General features: G+C 43.9%; 14 protein-coding genes, 1 rRNA gene and 1 pseudogene. 7 read left to right on the plus strand and 9 right to left on the minus strand.

From position 1 onward, the window contains the following. Both JMY03_RS10815 and JMY03_RS10820 read right to left on the minus strand, forming a co-directional pair. A 16S ribosomal RNA gene (locus JMY03_RS10815) occupies positions 1 to 90 on the minus strand; the annotation flags it as partial. A 780-nt stretch (positions 91 to 870) separates the two neighbouring features. Continuing rightward, positions 871 to 1,503, minus strand: a complete 633-nt coding sequence (locus tag JMY03_RS10820; RefSeq protein ID WP_201603664.1) for a DNA glycosylase — start codon at positions 1,501 to 1,503, stop codon at positions 871 to 873. 488 nt (positions 1,504 to 1,991) lie between these two features. On the opposite strand from JMY03_RS10820, the gene upp reads away from it, so the two are divergent. Both upp and JMY03_RS10830 read left to right on the plus strand, forming a co-directional pair. After that, positions 1,992 to 2,639 carry a uracil phosphoribosyltransferase gene (gene upp, locus JMY03_RS10825; protein WP_201603666.1) on the plus strand — a complete coding sequence of 216 codons (648 nt, stop codon included), beginning with the start codon at positions 1,992 to 1,994 and terminating at the stop codon, positions 2,637 to 2,639. 94 nt (positions 2,640 to 2,733) lie between these two features. Continuing rightward, positions 2,734 to 3,486, plus strand: coding sequence for an SDR family NAD(P)-dependent oxidoreductase (locus tag JMY03_RS10830; protein ID WP_201603668.1), 753 nt, complete (start codon positions 2,734 to 2,736; stop codon positions 3,484 to 3,486). Positions 3,487 to 3,513: 27 nt separating this feature from the next. Here the strand turns inward: JMY03_RS10830 and JMY03_RS10835 are convergent, their stop codons facing one another. After that, on the minus strand, positions 3,514 to 4,170 hold the full coding sequence (locus JMY03_RS10835; RefSeq protein ID WP_201603670.1) for a hypothetical protein: 657 nt from the start codon (positions 4,168 to 4,170) through the stop codon (positions 3,514 to 3,516). A gap of 188 nt (positions 4,171 to 4,358) precedes the next feature. Here JMY03_RS10835 and JMY03_RS10840 point away from each other — a divergent pair, with 188 nt between their 5' ends. Together JMY03_RS10840 and JMY03_RS10845 are read left to right on the plus strand one after the other, a co-directional pair. Next, on the plus strand, positions 4,359 to 5,315 hold the full coding sequence (locus JMY03_RS10840) for an alpha/beta fold hydrolase (protein WP_201603672.1): 957 nt from the start codon (positions 4,359 to 4,361) through the stop codon (positions 5,313 to 5,315). Between the two features lie 174 nt (positions 5,316 to 5,489). Beyond that, complete coding sequence (locus JMY03_RS10845) at positions 5,490 to 6,326, plus strand: alpha/beta fold hydrolase (protein ID WP_201603673.1); 837 nt, start codon at positions 5,490 to 5,492, stop codon at positions 6,324 to 6,326. 96 nt (positions 6,327 to 6,422) lie between these two features. Here the strand turns inward: JMY03_RS10845 and JMY03_RS10850 are convergent, their stop codons facing one another. From JMY03_RS10850 to tyrS, 4 genes are all read right to left on the minus strand, one after another. Beyond that, a complete protein-coding gene (locus tag JMY03_RS10850; protein ID WP_201603674.1) occupies positions 6,423 to 6,641 on the minus strand; it encodes a DUF1653 domain-containing protein in 219 nt (72 codons plus the stop codon). A 6-nt stretch (positions 6,642 to 6,647) separates the two neighbouring features. After that, positions 6,648 to 7,169: a DUF4411 family protein gene (locus JMY03_RS10855; protein WP_201603675.1), complete on the minus strand. Its 522-nt coding sequence runs from the start codon at positions 7,167 to 7,169 to the stop codon at positions 6,648 to 6,650. 17 nt (positions 7,170 to 7,186) lie between these two features. Then, positions 7,187 to 8,317, minus strand: coding sequence for an ImmA/IrrE family metallo-endopeptidase (locus tag JMY03_RS10860; protein ID WP_201603676.1), 1,131 nt, complete (start codon positions 8,315 to 8,317; stop codon positions 7,187 to 7,189). Positions 8,318 to 8,407: 90 nt separating this feature from the next. Then, entirely contained in the window at positions 8,408 to 9,619 is a 1,212-nt protein-coding gene (tyrS, locus tag JMY03_RS10865) for a tyrosine--tRNA ligase (protein WP_201603677.1), read from the minus strand. A 120-nt stretch (positions 9,620 to 9,739) separates the two neighbouring features. On the opposite strand from tyrS, the gene JMY03_RS10870 reads away from it, so the two are divergent. From JMY03_RS10870 to JMY03_RS10880, 3 genes are all read left to right on the plus strand, one after another. Further along, entirely contained in the window at positions 9,740 to 11,053 is a 1,314-nt protein-coding gene (locus tag JMY03_RS10870; RefSeq protein WP_201603678.1) for an anhydro-N-acetylmuramic acid kinase, read from the plus strand. 103 nt (positions 11,054 to 11,156) lie between these two features. After that, a complete protein-coding gene (fabF, locus tag JMY03_RS10875; RefSeq protein WP_201603680.1) occupies positions 11,157 to 12,479 on the plus strand; it encodes a beta-ketoacyl-ACP synthase II in 1,323 nt (440 codons plus the stop codon). 136 nt (positions 12,480 to 12,615) lie between these two features. Next, entirely contained in the window at positions 12,616 to 13,407 is a 792-nt protein-coding gene (locus JMY03_RS10880; RefSeq protein WP_201603682.1) for a hypothetical protein, read from the plus strand. 119 nt (positions 13,408 to 13,526) lie between these two features. On the opposite strand, the gene JMY03_RS10885 is transcribed toward JMY03_RS10880, so the two are convergent. Both JMY03_RS10885 and JMY03_RS10890 read right to left on the minus strand, forming a co-directional pair. Further along, positions 13,527 to 15,344, minus strand: a complete 1,818-nt coding sequence (locus JMY03_RS10885) for an aminopeptidase P family protein (protein ID WP_201603684.1) — start codon at positions 15,342 to 15,344, stop codon at positions 13,527 to 13,529. Positions 15,345 to 16,104: 760 nt separating this feature from the next. Next, positions 16,105 to 17,667 (minus strand): annotated as a pseudogene (locus tag JMY03_RS10890) (peptide MFS transporter). Positions 17,668 to 17,670 lie beyond the last annotated feature (3 nt).

Genomic DNA, 17,670 nt, shown 5'->3' on the forward strand with positions numbered 1-17,670 from the left:
ACCAGCAAGCTGGTATCGTTTCCGCTCGACTTGCATGTGTTAAGCCTGCCGCCAGCGTTCAATCTGAGCCATGATCAAACTCTTCAGTTTAATCTTGCTTGAAGTCTTCACTATAAATAGTAAGATGACTTCTAATCTTGGCTCATCTAATCTAGCATTTGCTTAAAATTATGTTCGTAATGAATTAACTTTGAGTTTTTCTGCTGATTAAATGATAATTTTTATAGTTAGAGTAAACTCCGAAAAGAAGTTCAAACCAACTTTATTTTTAGCATTCTTATCTCAGCAAAAATCCACACAAGTTGTTCTTTAGTTCTGATTTTAAATAGTGTCTCTTTACTGTCGTCCAGTTAAAGAGTTATATAACTAATAACTAAGCAATGTGCTTATTGTTATTAGCGAGCTGACTATCATATCATGTTAATTATGTTTGTCAAGCTTTTTTATAATTTGTTTCAGTAAGTTAAGAGGCTGATTTGACTAAACTATTTAGTCTGTATCTCGCCCTATCCCTTAATGAGGTGCGTATTATAGACGGTTTGTTTTGGAAGTCAAGAAGTATTTTTTATTTAATTTGAAGTTTTTATCTTAAAAGATTTGAACTTCTTATCAAACTTGCTAGCTGCTAACCTAACCGTTAATTGCTTAACTTGCTAAGTATCAGTGCTGCTCCTCGTTCCGATAGGGGCGTATTATACGCAGTTTAGTTTGGCCGTCAAGCTTAAATTTGGGTTTATTTTAAATAAATTTTAGATACCCGGTTTACTGCTTATTTATCAGTGTTTTAAGGTTAACTTACCCTCAGTATTGGCATTCAATGATGGATTACGCTGCATCAACCACACCCTACTCGCTTCCCTTCTATATGAGTTATAGCTTACCCATCTTTTCAAAGAAGGCTTTATAAGCAGCTACCTTTTTATCTAGTGCTAGTGGATAAGCGCGCGACGTAGAAGGCAGTCTATATAGAGTCAACTCTGGTGCTTGTGCTTTGGTGCTTTGATTATGCCATTGGTACGGATAGTCGATACTTTGATTGGTCTTGGGCTGCTTTGACTTAATAGGCGGATCATTTAATAAATTCAGCAGCACCTCAGTTGCCTTACCTCCTGTGGTAAATAGGGCTTCTAACTTAGGAACCTTCGGCAAAATAGTATCTAAATCCACTGGGGTCACGACCGTTAAATTCTTATCAGACGCATTTCCGGTCTCACGAATGGCCTGTCTGACCGTGGGACATAGAGCGATGCCGCGCTCAAACAAAAAGTCGCGGATACGCTTAGGGTCAAAGTGCTTTTCGTCCCCGACTCTAAAGTAGTTCACATCATCGAAGAACGCGCCGCCATAGATACGCCACATATCATTATAGAAGTTCGGATAATGAAACTGCATTGCCCATTTATCAGAGGTTGGCGGAAAGATACCCATCATCATTAGTGTAGCGTTCGGTGGCAGGACGGGTTCAAAAGGGTGGGTTTCTATTTCGGTAGTAGTTGCTTCCATCCTTATGTTCTCCTTCGCATCAACCGTATTCGTAAATTTATTATCACTGCTTTAGGACGTGTTGAACATTCACAAATGCGCACTGCTGATCGCTAAAATAGTTCTAGTCTAAGTGAAAATTGCAGGTAATGCTTATTGCATTGGCTAGCTGATTTTATTTAAACAGTCGCAACGACTAGGGCGATTTTAGCATCAGCCCTAACTACAAGAACAGGGACAGGACTATTTTTTGCCGCTTTATTGATAAAAATAGACGCTTAGAATGACTAAACTTACCATTTTTATCTGCAAATCGCCTAAAAAATAGTCTCTGTCAGTGCCATGGTCGAATGTTCAACACGCCCTAGTCTTATAAGTTTTATTGGTCATAACATTCTTCATTAGAAAAGCAGTTTTTTTGTTATCATAGCATACGATTAAAATTCGAAATCGAAACCTAAAATAGATATGAAGGCTGATAGCCAAACTTGATAGATAAGAGAGACTTTATGAGCGAGCTAAATAACGACTTAAGCATTACCGTCATCGATCATCCACTAGTCCGTCATAAACTCAGTCTCATGCGTGAAAAAGACTGTAGCACTTATAAGTTTCGCACATTGACCAAAGAACTTGCGCGCTTGATGGCGTATGAAGCAAGTCGCGATTTTGAGATTGAGACGTTTCCAATGCAAGGCTGGTGCGGCGAGATCACTGGTGAGCAAATCATCGGTAAGACAGCGACTATCGTACCTATTTTGCGCGCAGGTATTGGCATGCTTGATGGCGTGCTCGATCTAATCCCTACTGCTAAAATTTCTGTGGTCGGTCTACAACGTGATGAAGAAACGCTACAGCCAGTACCGTTTTTTGAAAAGTTCGTCAGCCATATGGACAAACGTCCTGCGCTGATCATTGACCCGATGCTAGCCACAGGCGGCTCAATGGTAGCGACCATCGAGATGCTCAAAAAAAATGGATGTACCAATATCAAAGCATTGGTACTCGTGGCGGCACCTGAAGGTGTACGCTTGGTGAATGAAGCGCATCCTGACGTGACCATTTATACCGCTGCGCTAGACAGTCATTTGGATGAGCATGGTTATATCATTCCAGGTTTGGGTGATGCGGGCGACAAGATATTTGGCAGACAATAATTTTAGTAAACGGTAGTTTTGGTAGACAGTCGTATCGCTGATGACTCGTTATCACACGCGCTTTAGGCTATCAAGAATAGGTAGAGGATAGATCATGAATGTATTAATTACTGGTGCTAGTGCCGGATTTGGTAAAGCGCTAGCAGAGCGTTTGGTTGCAAACGGTCATCGCGTGATTGGTTGTGCTAGACGCCTTGATAAACTAAATGCTTTGGCAGATACCCTAGGCGATGCGTTTTTGCCTGTGGTTATGGATGTGAGTGAAACTGACTCTATCCCGCAAATCCTTGCTGATCTGCCTGATGGTTTCAAGAAAATCGATGTGCTCGTAAATAATGCAGGGTTAGCGCTCGGTACAGAGCCTGCACACAAAGCCAGTCTTGATGACTGGATGCGCATGAATGACACCAATATCAAGGGTTTGATGGCGCTGACTCATGCCGTCCTACCAGCGATGGTTGCGCGCGATAGTGGTTATATCATTAATGTGGGCTCAATCGCAGGCACTTGGCCTTATTATGGTGGCAACGTTTACGGCGCGACCAAAGCATTTGTAAAACAATTCAGCCTAAACTTACGTGCCGATCTGCTTGGTACGCAAGTGCGTGTGACCAATCTTGAGCCAGGAGTGGTTGCGGGTACTGAGTTTTCAAACGTACGCTATCACGGTGATGATGACAAAGCGGCAAAGGTCTATGATGGTTTTAAGACCATGACGGGTGAAGATATTGGCGATATTTTGCTGTGGCTGATTGAGTCGCCTGCGCATATTAATGTCAATCGCTTAGAAGTCATGCCAGTGGCCCAAACCTACAATGGCTTAACCGTTGCCAAGCAAGACAGTTAAGACTGGTCTAGCTCCTTGATATATTTATCAGCGTAACTCGTACGACCGAAGCAATATAGAGCCCTCTATATTGCTTTTTTTTATGTCTTCAATCGTTATCTCATTGACCAGACGCAGGTCCTGAAAGTCCATAATCAACACTTCATTGCGCAGCCGCTCGCTCGTGCGTTTGTGGTGACGTATCGCAAACCCCAATACTTGCTTACCCGTGATGGTAATTTGGTTAATCACTACTCTGGAGGCATTGGTAACTGATGTCTTGGATGATTTCTGAGCATTGACGATCGCAGTGGCTGGATTGACAGTAGTGGTAAGCAGTTTGGTCTGTCGCACACTTTTTGGCATATCTCCTGCAAAAAAAAGCACCTGTGTGAGCGGCAAATACTGCGTATGGCGCATTAGCTCCTGACGGAACAATGAAGGCATATCTATATTAAAACTGTCTTCTGGCTGCTGATAAAAGGCGGTGAAATTACGATGTAGATAACGCCCAAATACCGTGGTGTTAATCCATTCTTTATAAATATTATTCGCCAGTAGCTGCTTGGTAAAGGCGCTGGCATCAACCGTGACCTCATTATTTAACATCGACAATAAAAGTGCTTGTGGACTGGTAAAGGTCTGCTGCTCCCAGACTTGTGGATACAAGCTACTATCCAATGACGACAATATCGATTTGCTCATACCCTTCTATCCTTATCAGTGATCGCTACTGCTTTTACCGTTAGCCAAATTCTGTGCTATGGTCAGATGACTGTTTAATATAACAGTCTTTTATCGGCGATAAAGCCTGTTTTGTAGTGATCTGTCTTAACAAATCAACATGTCTCTACCAATCAAAAGGTGACTTCATAACCCAAAGTGATCCCTCTATGAAAAAGAACCTCATAACTTTGCCCGCTCCTTATCAATTACAGACAATCACTATCAAAGCAACAGATGGTACAGCGCTCCCCGTATCGGTTATTGGACGCGGTACACCCGTCATGATGATGCATGCTTATGGTATGGATGCACGAGAGTTTTTACCTTTTATACTGCCATTGATCGGTAAATATGAATTTTACTTGCCGCATTTTCGGGGATTTGGTGCCGCAAAAAATATCGAGGTGACGCCGTTTGATTTTGTCAATCAGTACGCTGAAGATATTGATGCCATCATCGATCATGTTTGCATAAACCGTAACGTAGAGTCGTTACCCGTTGCTGCGATTTCGATGGGGGCATTGGTGATGTGGTCTTATTTTACCCACTTTGGCACATCTCGTATCAGCCGCTATTTGAACATCGATCAAAGCCCTGTGATTCACAACCAACCAGATTGGCAAGGTGGATTGTTTGGTGATCGGCAAACGGAGATGTTTGCAGTTTTCCAAGAAATTATTGATATGACGCTACCGTATGCGCAAGTCGAACGCTTTACGCATCTGCCTTTTTTTCTTAAACGCCAAGTGACAAACGTCGAAAAAATGTTTTCTTTACTGTCTGTCAGTCGTCCACGCTCAAAGGCCATCGTCCGCGCACTCACTCATCAAAATGATCATAAACTGGCATTTTATGATCATAAGACATGGCAACATAAGATGCGCTGCCTGCAAGCGTATCTCGCCATACCTTATGATTTTCGGGCAGGTATAGAGAACGTCACCATCCCAGTAGTCAGTCTCATTGGTGGTCGATCAACGCTCTATGACCCTATATGGCAGCAGAAAATCACCCACATATTACCCAATGCTAGTGACGTCATACTGCCGCGCTCAGGACATGCCGTGCCGATAGATGAGCCATTGCAATTTTATAAGATACTAAAAGAATTTCTACAAGAGTAACTAGCGTTTTACACAACCACTTTATAATCACTACTATAACTTTACAACCTGTCATAGCAATTGTTTCGGGCTGGTTCTATACTTGAAAGCTGATGCTAACCACTACGGATAGTAGTTACTGACAAGCATCAACATAAAAATATATGAATATAATAATATCAAAAGGATAAAACCATGCCCTATATCACCGTTGCAACACAAGACGATCAACCGGTTGAACTCTATTACGAAACCCAAGGTACAGGCAAACCTGTCATACTCATCCATGGCTGGCCACTCAGTGGTCGCGCTTGGGAAGCACAGCTACCTGCGCTAGTCGAAGCAGGCTATCAAGTCATTACTTATGACAGACGCGGTTTTGGTCAGTCATCCAAACCATGGAATGGCTATGATTACGATACGCTAGCCGAAGACTTGAAAGGGTTGATGGAGGCGCTCGATTTGCAAGATGCCACCATCGTTGGATTCTCCATGGGCGGCGGTGAAGTGGCTCGCTATCTGGGTAAATATGGCTCCGAGCGTGTGAGCAAAGCGGTACTGGCCTCTGCTGTCCCACCGTACCTGTTTAAGACAGATGATAACCCTGATGGCGGTCTCGAAGAGTCAGATATTCAAGGATTCTTGGATGGGGTTAGTGATGATCGTATTGCCTTTTTAAATGATTTTACTAAGAACTTCTTTACCCCAAAAGATGGTAAGTTGCTGGTCAGCAAGCCCATGCGCTTATACAACCGTGACATCGCAGCGTTCGCTTCTGCTAAAGCAACCTTTGATTGCGTCAAATCGTTCAGCTATACCGATTTTCGCGATGATTTAAAAGCGTTTGATGTACCGACATTGGTCATACATGGTGATGCGGATCAAATCGTACCAATCGAAGCCAGTGGTGAACGCTCTCACGATATGATTGCAGACAGTAGATTACATGTCATTGAAGGCGGTCCACATGGTATCAATGTGACCCATAGTGAAGAGTTCAATAAAGCATTGATTGCATTTTTGAACAACTAATGGCGCATCTATCTAAAACCTAGATATAAAACAAAAAAAACGACCTCAACGGGTCGTTTTTTTTGGGTGAAATTTCTCGTGCGTGGTGGTTCAGTACTAATCATTCAATGATTGAATCAACTCAAATCGTGGTACCTCTTTACCTTCAACGCTGACTGTTTCAGCAAACATCGCAAGCGGGCGTACCCACACCCCATACTCACCGTACAGACAACGATAGACTATGAGCGACTCTTCGGTCTCTGAGTGCTGCGCGGTATGCAATACTTGATACAAGCTGCCTTTGTAATGGCGGTAAATGCCTTGAGTTATCATAATAAATTAAAATCTCATGCCTAAGTGAGTGAATACATCTAACCAATTACTACAAGGAATATGTTTGTAACGACAGACATCAGGAATTTTTAATTGAGTACTTTTTCTTAATACTGGGTTAGTAATATCTGTATTAAAGCCTTGTTCGCTAGTAATAACTTTTGCATTCTTAATAGATGCTACTGAGATGTTTGATAAGTCTTCATCTAAATTATCCAGAAATGTTCCTTGCTTTCTGGCAATGAAAGGCACATTACTAGCTAAATCTCCTTTTAAGCTAATTAGTGCCTGAGCATAATCACTGTTTCTTATTACATCTACTTTAAGACGCCTCATGAAATCATCATATTTGTTTCTAGAATAGTCGAACTGAGCAAGCTTCCTTTCAACTTCTTTATTAATATGCTCAGATTGAATAAAACGTACTTGTCCTGCAATAACAGCAGACTCTAATCCATCCCACAAGCCTGTAAAAGAATCATTAGGGTAATAACGATAGCATATATCTAATAACGCATTGGTATCCACACAACATATTAATGTCATTAGGTAAAGGCCTTCTTCTCTAGATGGTCTAAATCACTCATTTTTTCAATACCTAGAATTCTCATGGCACTACCTAAACTTAGTGCGTCCTCCCAAACAGCTGAAAAAACTTGCTGAATATAAATCTTACCAAAGTGATTATAGGTAGTATGTTTTTTATAACTAGCTCTAAAACCACTATCTCTTTCATCTATTTCTTTCTGTTTATTAGCAAAATATGTATTTAAATCGCTTTGTGAGATTTTACCTACTTGCTTTAACTGTATAGCAATCGCATCATAACTGACTTTAATATCTTTTCGAATGTGTTCAATATTTTCGATTAATTGCTTTTTTTCATCATAGATTTTATTTATCACTGAAGTAGGTACTAATACATGGCCTGCTACTTCATTACAATAACTTTCAGTTTTATTGTCAGCTTCTAAAATATAGCCATCTAAAGCACTTTGTCTTAGACCTAAATGTACTAGTTCGTGAATTAAAGTAAAGAGCTTTCTCGATGGAGTTTGACCAGATGTAATAATAACTATAATAGGTAAGACATCATAAAAAAGAGACAAACCTTCTGAACCGATACTAAGTCTAGACTTTTCTAGAACTAAAACATCTTTTTTTTCTAATAATAAGCGCCATGACTTATAGTAGTCACTCCCTTCAACAGTCAAACGAGCATTATCCACATCTAGAAAATCCCGAATACGTTGAGCATCTTCCTGTGCATTATTCCCTGATAAGCTTAACTGAAAATTTTCAAGGGTTTCTTCAATAACATCGTATACATGTAATAAGTTTTCTCTATCTTTATAAACTTCACTAATCAGTTTATTTAGCTCATATAGATCCTCATCATTCGAATTTTTATCTGAGTAGTTTCTATGGTCAATATACTCTGGAATATTTCTATTATAAACCTTGTCCATTGTAAGATAATGGGTAGGTATAACGAGAGTTTTGGCGATACTCTCTAATTGTTTCACAGTGAAAACTTCGGATTCGACTTCACCCATGAGAGCTTTCTTCAGATTAGTATTCGATTTTTTGGCAAGCAAGTCTACAGATAGCGACATCTGTTTTCGATAATGATTTAAAGCTTTAGGAGAGTGTGTCACTAGCTGACGGCTTGCCATATGCGTTTAAATTTCCTAGCAGAATAAAGAAGATATAATTAATATTATATCTTCATTTATAGTTCAAGTTTGTAAATGTCTTACTTTAATTTAACTTACAGTCACTTTTGCATACGCCTTCTTGCCAGCTTGAATCACGACTGTCTGTCCTGAGGTTAAGCTAAGGCCTGCATCGACCACTTCGCCATCGACTTTTACCGCACCGCGTTTGACCATATCTTTGGCTGCTGAGTTATTTTTGGCAAGCTCTGCTTGGTTTAAGATTTGGGTAATAAATAGCGCGTCCGCTCCTTCTAAGTTTAATACTACCTCTGGCAAATCGACTGGCAGCTCACCATCTGCTAAGACGTTACCGGCAGACTTGTGCGCATTAGCTGCAGCATCAGCATCATGGAAGCGCTCGATTAACTCTTCAGCGAGGATACGCTTGATCTCTTGTGGATTGCGACCGTTTTCCATCTCGTTCATCAAGCCTTCGACTTCATCCATCGGCTTAAAGCTTAAAAACTCAAAATAACGGCGAATCAAGGTATCTGGCATCGATAGCAGTTTTTGGTACATGGTGCCTGGTGCATCATAGATGGCGACATAGTTTCCTAGTGATTTGGACATTTTATTAACGCCGTCTAGCCCTTCCAAAATAGGTACTGTGATGCAGACTTGTTGCTCTTGATCATAGCGCCCTTGCAATGTGCGTCCCATTAGTAAATTGAAGGTTTGATCGGTACCGCCAAGCTCAACATCGGCTTTTAGCGCGATAGAATCATAGCCTTGCACTAATGGATACAGAAACTCATGGATTGAGATAGGTGTTTGCGAAGCATAGCGTTTAGAGAAGTCATCACGCTCAAGCATACGCGAGACCGTCTGCTGACTGGCAAGCTGAATCATGTCAGCGGCGCTCATGTCACTGAACCACTCAGAGTTAAAAACCACGCGAGTCTTTTCTTTGTCTAAGATTTTAAATACTTGCTCAGCATAGGTCGTTGCATTGGCTTTAATTTGCTCATCAGTCAATGGCGGACGCGTAGAGTTCTTACCAGAAGGGTCGCCAATCTTAGCGGTATAGTCACCGATTAGAAAATAAATCTCATGACCCAAATCTTGAAAATGCTTGAGCTTATTGATGAGTACCGTATGGCCTAAATGCAGATCCGGTGCAGTAGGATCAAAACCGGCCTTAATACGTAGCGGGCGGTTCAGTTTAAGCTTAGCGACTAAATCCTCTTCGGATAAAATTTCTTGAGTACCGCGCTGAATCAGGGCCAGTTGTTCTTCTAAATTGTAGGACTGCTCTGTCATGTTGCTCTCTTGTTTAACTTCATTAAATGATGAATGCCTCAAGGGCTTTTAGAATCTTGAAGGCCTATAAAAAGTGTTAGAATTTGAGAGATATATTAGCTTTTTTTAAGGGAAATTGCCATGAGTAACGCCGCACCTACTATAAATACAAATAATAATAACGCTGAGCCGACTACTAACGCTTATGACGACCTAGACTACACCGCTCTCACTGATGCCCTAGAACAAACGGTGTTTGAGAATTTCGATGACGGCTTATATATCGGTATGATGTCAGGGACGAGCTTAGATGGTATGGATGCAGTGCTGTGTCAGTTTGCAAGTGATAGTGAGAACACACAGCAGCCGCTGCAGCTCATCACAAGCCATAGCCAAAACTTTCCAGCGCGTCTGCGTGAGGTATTACTGGCTCTGTGTCAGCCAAACGGTACCGCTGCTTTGACCCCTAACTTCGATGAGCCCAATGATTTGGTAAGTGAGCTGGACTGGTTCGGCTGGGCAAGTCGTGAGTACAGTGAGTTTGCCAGCGAAGTGGTCAATACGTTACTGCAGCAAGCCGATACTGATAGCGAGTCGGTGCTAGCGATTGGCTGTCATGGACAAACCGTACGTCATCGTCCACAAATGGCGGTCACCTTACAACTGCTCGATGCCAATATCATCGCTGAGCGCACCGCTATCAGTGTGGTCAGTGATTTTCGACGCCGCGATATGGCAGTTGGCGGTCAAGGCGCGCCTTTAGTGCCAGCCTTTCACAAGGCTTTATTTTCTGACTCCGCTAGCACTCGTATCTTACTGAATTTGGGCGGTATTGCGAATATTACTGTGCTGCCAGCTAATGATGATCCGGTCATAGGCTATGACACCGGCCCTGCCAATCTGTTGTTAGACGCTTGGGCCAAACAGCATATCGATAAAGACTATGATCAAGATGGGGCATGGGCGCAGTCAGGACAAGTGATCGAACCACTGCTTAATCAACTCTTAGAGCATCCATTCTTTGCCCAGCCTCACCCTAAAAGTACCGGACGCGAGGACTTTAATTTATCTTGGTTAAAGTCTGAGCTACAAGCCTTTGATAAAACGGCGACCGATACACGCTATTCAGCCGCTGACGTACAAGCGACACTGACCGAGCTGACCGCTATCAGTGCTTGCGATCAGATCAATCAGTTTATTAGTAATCAAAAACAAAGCAGCGTTTATGTATGCGGAGGCGGCGCGCTCAACCGCTATTTAATGACGCGTCTGCAAGCGCATCTTCCGCACTGGGCGGTGACTACTACCACTGAATTAGGACTGCAGCCGACTTGGGTAGAATCAGTCGCTTTTGCTTGGCTGGCGCGGCAGACCTTGATGGGCGAAACTGGTAATCTGCCGGCAGTCACAGGCGCGCGTAAAGGCGTGGTACTCGGTCAAGTTTGTTTTGCTTAAACTGTCATTAGCAGTCATTATGAGTTTACAAACGTACACTAATGTATATTATAATGACTGCTAGAATAATATCATTTTTGTATAGTCAGGATAGGATATAGCTATGAGCAAACAGCAGCAAAAATCGCGTCAAAAGCAGCCGCATTATGAGCGCTCCGATGAGATGCGTGTGGTAGTCACTGGTATGGGCGCTATTACCCCGCTAGGCTTGGACGTTGAAAGTACATGGACGCGCCTGCTGGCCGGCGAAAGCGGTATCACTCCTATTGAGCACTTCGATGCTAGCGACTATCGTACACAAATCGCCGGCACCGTCAAAGACTTCGATGCTAAGCAATTTATGAATGCCAAAGACGCGCGGCGCTATGATGAGTTTATTCATTACGGTATAGCGGCCTCAAGTATGGCGCTAAAAGACGCGGGGTTTATAGATGAGGTAAGTGCTGATGACAGCCCTGTAGCGCATGTCGATCCAGAGCGTTTTGGTATTATTCTAGGTTCAGGAATTGGCGGTATTCAAACTATTGAAAATAGCCGTGACACGTTACGTGATAAAGGCGCTAAAAAAGTCTCGCCTTTTATTATTCCAGGTTCTATCGTCAATATGGCGGCAGGCTTAGTGGCTATTAAGCACAAATTACAAGGCCCTAATCTAGCGACTGCCACCGCTTGTACCACCGCGACGCATGCTATCGGCTTAGCGGCACGTCTGATCGCTCATGGTGATGCTGATATCATGCTCGCAGGTGGTAGTGAAAAAGGCTCAAGCCCGCTAGGTATCTCAGGATTTGGCGCTATGCATGCGCTCTCCACGCGTAATGAGGAGCCGACCCGTGCTTCACGACCTTTCGACAAAGATCGCGATGGTTTTGTCTTAGGGGATGGCTCAGGTGTCATAGTATTAGAGAGTCTAGCTCATGCTAAAGCGCGCGGCGCAACTATCCTTGCAGAGCTAGTCGGCTTTGGGATGAGCGATGACGCCAGTCACATTACCGCACCGCCAGAAGATGGTCGCGGAGCGGCACGCGCGATGCAAAACGCGCTCAATGACGCAGGCATTGATGCCGCCAAAGTCGGTTATGTCAACGCCCATGGCACGAGTACGCCGGCAGGTGATGTCGCTGAATCTTTGGCGATTGAGACGGTATTTTCAGCAGTAAAAGACAGCATCCTTGTCAGCTCGACTAAGTCTATGACTGGGCATCTGCTAGGCGCGGCAGGCGGTATCGAAGCGATATTTACGGTGCTTAGCTTGCATCATCAAGAGGTTCCGCCAACGATCAATCTAGAGAATGTCGAAGACAACTGCAATCTAGACTATGTGGCAAATCAATCGCGTGATGTGCCTGAGCTTAACTATGCGGTATCCAATAGCTTCGGCTTTGGCGGTACCAATGGCTCGCTTATTTTTGCCCGTTGGTCTTAGAGCAAACACCTTATCTTCATAAGCTAAATTGATTAGCGTAAGGTTTATAATTGTTTTGCTACGTTTGTCCTCTTGCAGCCCCTTATTATACTTGCGTATGATAAGGGGTAATTTTCAGCAGTTTATGGAAGCCATTATGTCGAGCTATTCTTTTTCTCATGAATTCTATCAGCATTGGACAGGAGCTCCTCAGCCAGTACGCGCCGCTATTGTACAAGAACTAAAAGACATCACTGCGCTATTACGAGCAGACACCTCGTTTGAGCAGTTTGTCTTTAGTAATCATGATCTCGATGCTCATCTTGATGACTTATACGGTGCGCACGAGAAGCAGCAAGCGGCGGCAAAAGCACTTGCTGACGAACAAGCAGCACTGCGAGCTGAGGCGGAGCAGCAACGTTTAGAAGAAGAGCGCTTAGAGGCAGAACGTATAGAGGCCGAGCGCTTAGCTCAAGTCAGAGCGCAGGCTGAAAAACAAGCGGCAGAAGAAAAAGCGCAAGCCGACGCAGCAAATGAACAGCGACAACAGCAGCAAACCATTCAGCAAAAAGACAATCAAGAGCCAAGCGCTAGTGAAGAAAAACTAAGCTCATATACTCTTCATGCACATACCTCTCATAACCGCGAAGCCAATGCTGCAACTGCCACTTTAAAAGAAACTGATCCTAAGTCCAGTGCTGATAAAAAAGAGACGAGTGCTCACGATGAGCAGCTGATTAATGCAGTCGATGATAAAGTGTCTCATGCGGCGTCTTCCATCGATCTATCGTTAAAAGATACGACACTTAGCGCAGCTGAGCAACAAATGATTCATGAGTTAGAAGTTCATATCGATGACTATTTAACCGAACAGATGATGCAGCTGTCCGAAACGCTAAAGTCTTGGCTACGCGCGGAGGTCACGCGTCAGTTAAGCGAGAAGCAATAAGCCGCTTATAATAAAGCCAAAAACTAAGCTCAGAAAAGCGCTCAAGCCTGAACTGGCCGAGCGCTTTTTTATGTCTGATAGGTCAGAATCTAGAATGACTGACCATCAATACAGCTTTTTTAGATAGCTTGCGTACGCTTAGTGAGCCACTCAAGCGCTGCTCCCTCGACGCGACTATTTAGCTCAGCATAGACTTGGCTGTGATAGTCATTTAACCAATCAATCTCTACCTGATCTAAAAGCGACTTCTCAATAAGACGAGTATCGATAGGACAATAAGTCACAGTTTCAAAATTTAGAAAGTCACCAAATTCTGTCTCATTAGGGTTCGCCACAGCTTTATTAACGACTAAGTTTTCGATACGGATACCCCACTTACCTTCACGGTAGAGTCCCGGCTCATTGCTTGAGATCATATTTACTTTCATCGCGCGCTCTTTTGGCGTGCTGGCACTATAAGCGATCACTTGCGGGCCTTCATGGACGTTCAAGAAGTAACCGACGCCGTGGCCAGTACCATGACCATAGTCCATCTGCGCTTGCCACAGCGGCGCTCGGCAAATCGCATCAATAAGCGGCGAAGCGATACCGTCGGGGAAGTGCGCGCGCGCCAGTGCAATGTGCGCTTTGAGTACCGTAGTGAAGTCGCGCTTATGCTCGTCTGTGACTTGGCCAATACCGACAACGCGAGTAATGTCAGTCGTACCGTTTTGGTACTGAGCGCCCGAATCAATCAGTAGTAAGCCGCCCTCGCCCTCATTGACATCTAGATAGCTGAACTTCTCTGGCGTCGCGCGGTAATGCGGCAAAGCGCCGTTGTCATTGAAGCCAGCAATGGTCGGAAAACTCGGAGAAACATAATGCGGCTGCTGACTACGTGCGTCGATCAGCATACTATCGACATCCAGCTCGCTTAAACGCTCACCGCTTGCCAAGCGCTCCTCGAACGCACTAAAAAACTCACACAGTGCTGCGCCATCTTGACGCATGGCTTCGCGAACATGATCCACGTCGGCATCTGACTTGACGGACTTCAGTAAAGTGCTCGGCGCTATCTGCTCAATAAAACCAACGCCATCGACCATCTGCGATAACGTGCCAACAGCGACTTTGTTAGGGTCTAATAGCAGTAAGTCATCGACTGTCAGCTCGCTAAGCGCTTGTTGCACCGCGTCATAATCAGCAAGCGTGATACCACTGTCTTTGAGCTCTTTTTCAATACCGCTACTGACTTTTTGCTTATCGACAAACAATGTTGCCTCGTTTGCACTGATCAGCATATGCGATAAAAACACGGGGTTATAATCGACATCAGAGCCGCGTAGGTTGGTCAACCAAGCAATATCATCTAAGCTTGAGAGCAAGTGATGGGTTGCACCTACTTCCTGCATGCCTGAGCGTACAGCAGCCAACTTATCAGCGGCAGACTGCGACACAAACTGCTCGTCGTGCTCATATAGCTTCGCAGTTGGTAGTGCGGGACGATCTGCCCAAATGTCAGTCAACACATCACGATCCGTAATTAAGGTAATGTCGTGAGCTTCAAAAGCGTCTAATAGACGGTCTTGCTCAGCGATGGAGAGCACATTACCATCAATCGCTACGCTATCGCCTTCGCTCAAGTGCTCGCTCAACCAGTCAATGTGGTTGGGCTGCTTAGGCGCAAGCTTCTCTAGAGTAATCCCAGTATCGGCTAACTGATCAGCGGCGTGCACCCAATAACGGCTATCGGTCCATAGCCCCGCAAAGTCAACGGTGACCACTAGCGTACCTACCGAACCGGTAAACCCTGAGAGCCACAGGCGAGCTTGCCAATACTCCGGTAGATACTCAGATAAATGCGGGTCCGCAGAAGGGACAATAATAGCGCTCAGGTCCTGCTTTACCAGCGCTTGGCGTAGGCTGTCGATACGGTCGTGAATAGCTTGTTTACTCATTGGGTGTTCCTTATATAGTTAGCTGAATGTAAAACTGTTATGGATTTAAATGCGCTACTGGTATAAATTTTACTTGCGTGCTGCGTTCCTTCGATGCTGCGCAACTTATGTTTTAAAAAGAGCATCCCAGTAGCGCTATGACATTTTTAGAGTGTATCGACTATATTATGTACTGAGTGTTTTTAATTAAGTCGTTTTGATGAGTCAGTTTTGACTGATTTGTTCTTTTGAGCTAGCGATTATCAATAATCGTCTTATTTTATTATTGCTAATATAGGGCGTGTTGAACATTCAACCATGGCACTGACAGAGACTATTTTTTAGGCGATTTGCAGATAAAAATGGTAAGTATAGTCATTCTATACGTCAGTTTTTATCAATAAAGCGGCAAAAAATAGTCCTGTCCCTGTTGTTGTCGTGAGGGCTGATGCTAAAATCGCCCTAGTCGTTGTGACTGTTTAAATAAAATCAGCTAACCAATGCAATAAGCATTATCTGCAATTTTAACGACGACTAGAACACAGCTTTGATTAACTAGTAGCGATCAGCAGTGCCTTCTTGTGAATGTTCAACACGCCCTAATTAGTTGTCGATATCAGTAGAGGTTTGGGCGTGTAGATGGTTTTCAATAGCTAAGCTGAGCTATCTTTTTATAAAAGAGAAAACGTGCCACCTAAGGTAACACGTTTTGGCTGATGCTCTTTTGAGTAGCGACTGACTGATTATCAGCGCTACTTATGAGTACTACGCGTCACGGCCATTAAACTTTGGCATCCGCCTGCTCGCTCTTTTTGAGCATAGTGTTGATCGGTTTGGCTAATAGCAACAAAATCACTGCTGTTACTACCAAGAAGATAGTCATCGTGGTAAATAGACCGGGCAACCCTTCGATCTTGTCTGCCGACACATATCCACCAAAGAATGCAGCAACCAAGTTACCCATCGCTAAAGAGGCAAAGAATAACCCCATCATCTGCCCTTGCATCCCTTTTGGAGCCAGCTTAGTCATAGAAGATAAACCGACAGGACTAAGCGCCAATTCGCCAAGCGTCAATAATAAAAGACTACCAACTAACCATAAAGGCGAAGCCAAGCTGCCCTCATTGGTTAAAATACTCTTAGACGCTAGAATCATCAGCCCAAAGCCTGCTGCTGCTAAGAGCATACCAAGAGCGAACTTCACCATACTACTAGGCTCAACTCCTCTATTACCGAGCTTGACCCATATAATACTCACAATTGGCGCAAGTAATAATATAAACAGTGGGTTTAGCGATTGGAACCAAATGCTCGGAACTTGAAACCCTAATACATCCAAATCAGTATAGTTATCGGCAAACAAGTTAAAGGAGGTCGGCTGCTGCTCAAAGCTTGACCAAAACAGCGTTGAGCCGATAATCAGAATAAAACAAATCAGCAAACGCAGCTTATCGGTTTTATCAAACTTCGGTAAAACGAACAAGATAGCAAAATACCCTATCACCACAGCTGCGATGATATAGGTCATATAAGTCACTACCTGTTCAGGATTGAACGGCATAATCCCAGTAGCCACTAAGATAACCACAGCTGCGAGAAGGCCCAAAAATCCAGTGACCCAGCGACCTATGTTTTTGTGATTATCATTAGCGCGCTTCCATTCAGGAGTGATGTTTTTGGCTTGTGCATAGTAGGCTAGTGTTTTTCGCGCTGAAAAACGATATATAAGTAGTGAGGCTAGCATGCCAAGGCCGCCGACCCCAAAACCGATATGCCACATGCCTTGCTCTTTGAACACGCCTACGATAAGCGCCGCGAGTAACGCGCCTATATTGATACCCATGTAAAATATGGTAAAGCCACTATCACGGTGTACATCACCCTCAGGATATAGCGCGCCGACCATGACTGAGATACAAGTCTTGAATAGACCTGACCCTAAGACGATACAAATGAGACCGACAAAAAACAGGGTCATACCAAACATGGCGGACAAGGCAATAGACAGATGTCCTAGCGCAATAATGATACTCCCCCACTACAAGGCACGCTCTTGTCCTAGCCAGTTATCTGCCAGCCAGCCGCCAGGAACGGCTGCCAAATACAATGACCCAGCAAAGATGCCATAGATAGCAGAAGCGGTCGTTTCATCGAAACCAAAACCGCCACTACCCACAGTGGCCACCATGAACAAGACTAAAAGTGGCCGAATACTATAATAAGAAAACCGCTCCCACATTTCAGTGAAGAATAGCGGACGTAAGGGTTTAGGATGTCCCATAAAGCCGTTTTCTAGCGCTTCCAGCTCAGCGTCACTTCCCTGAGTTTTTGATGTTTTGCTCATACT

The organism is Psychrobacter submarinus (assembly GCF_904846685.1).
Taxonomy (GTDB): domain Bacteria; phylum Pseudomonadota; class Gammaproteobacteria; order Pseudomonadales; family Moraxellaceae; genus Psychrobacter; species Psychrobacter submarinus.

Bases quoted from the DNA above. Each gene is read 5' to 3' on its own strand.
- JMY03_RS10820 (WP_201603664.1), bottom strand. From the start codon at position 1,503: ATGGAAGCAACTACTACCGAAATAGAAACCCACCCTTTTGAACCCGTC.
- JMY03_RS10835 (WP_201603670.1), bottom strand. From the start codon at position 4,170: ATGAGCAAATCGATATTGTCGTCATTGGATAGTAGCTTGTATCCACAA.
- JMY03_RS10845 (WP_201603673.1), top strand. From the start codon at position 5,490: ATGCCCTATATCACCGTTGCAACACAAGACGATCAACCGGTTGAACTC.
- JMY03_RS10880 (WP_201603682.1), top strand. From the start codon at position 12,616: ATGTCGAGCTATTCTTTTTCTCATGAATTCTATCAGCATTGGACAGGA.
- fabF (WP_201603680.1), top strand. From the start codon at position 11,157: ATGAGCAAACAGCAGCAAAAATCGCGTCAAAAGCAGCCGCATTATGAG.
- JMY03_RS10870 (WP_201603678.1), top strand. From the start codon at position 9,740: ATGAGTAACGCCGCACCTACTATAAATACAAATAATAATAACGCTGAG.
- JMY03_RS10850 (WP_201603674.1), bottom strand. From the start codon at position 6,641: ATGATAACTCAAGGCATTTACCGCCATTACAAAGGCAGCTTGTATCAA.
- JMY03_RS10830 (WP_201603668.1), top strand. From the start codon at position 2,734: ATGAATGTATTAATTACTGGTGCTAGTGCCGGATTTGGTAAAGCGCTA.
- tyrS (WP_201603677.1), bottom strand. From the start codon at position 9,619: ATGACAGAGCAGTCCTACAATTTAGAAGAACAACTGGCCCTGATTCAG.
- JMY03_RS10840 (WP_201603672.1), top strand. From the start codon at position 4,359: ATGAAAAAGAACCTCATAACTTTGCCCGCTCCTTATCAATTACAGACA.
- JMY03_RS10860 (WP_201603676.1), bottom strand. From the start codon at position 8,317: ATGGCAAGCCGTCAGCTAGTGACACACTCTCCTAAAGCTTTAAATCAT.
- upp (WP_201603666.1), top strand. From the start codon at position 1,992: ATGAGCGAGCTAAATAACGACTTAAGCATTACCGTCATCGATCATCCA.
- JMY03_RS10885 (WP_201603684.1), bottom strand. From the start codon at position 15,344: ATGAGTAAACAAGCTATTCACGACCGTATCGACAGCCTACGCCAAGCG.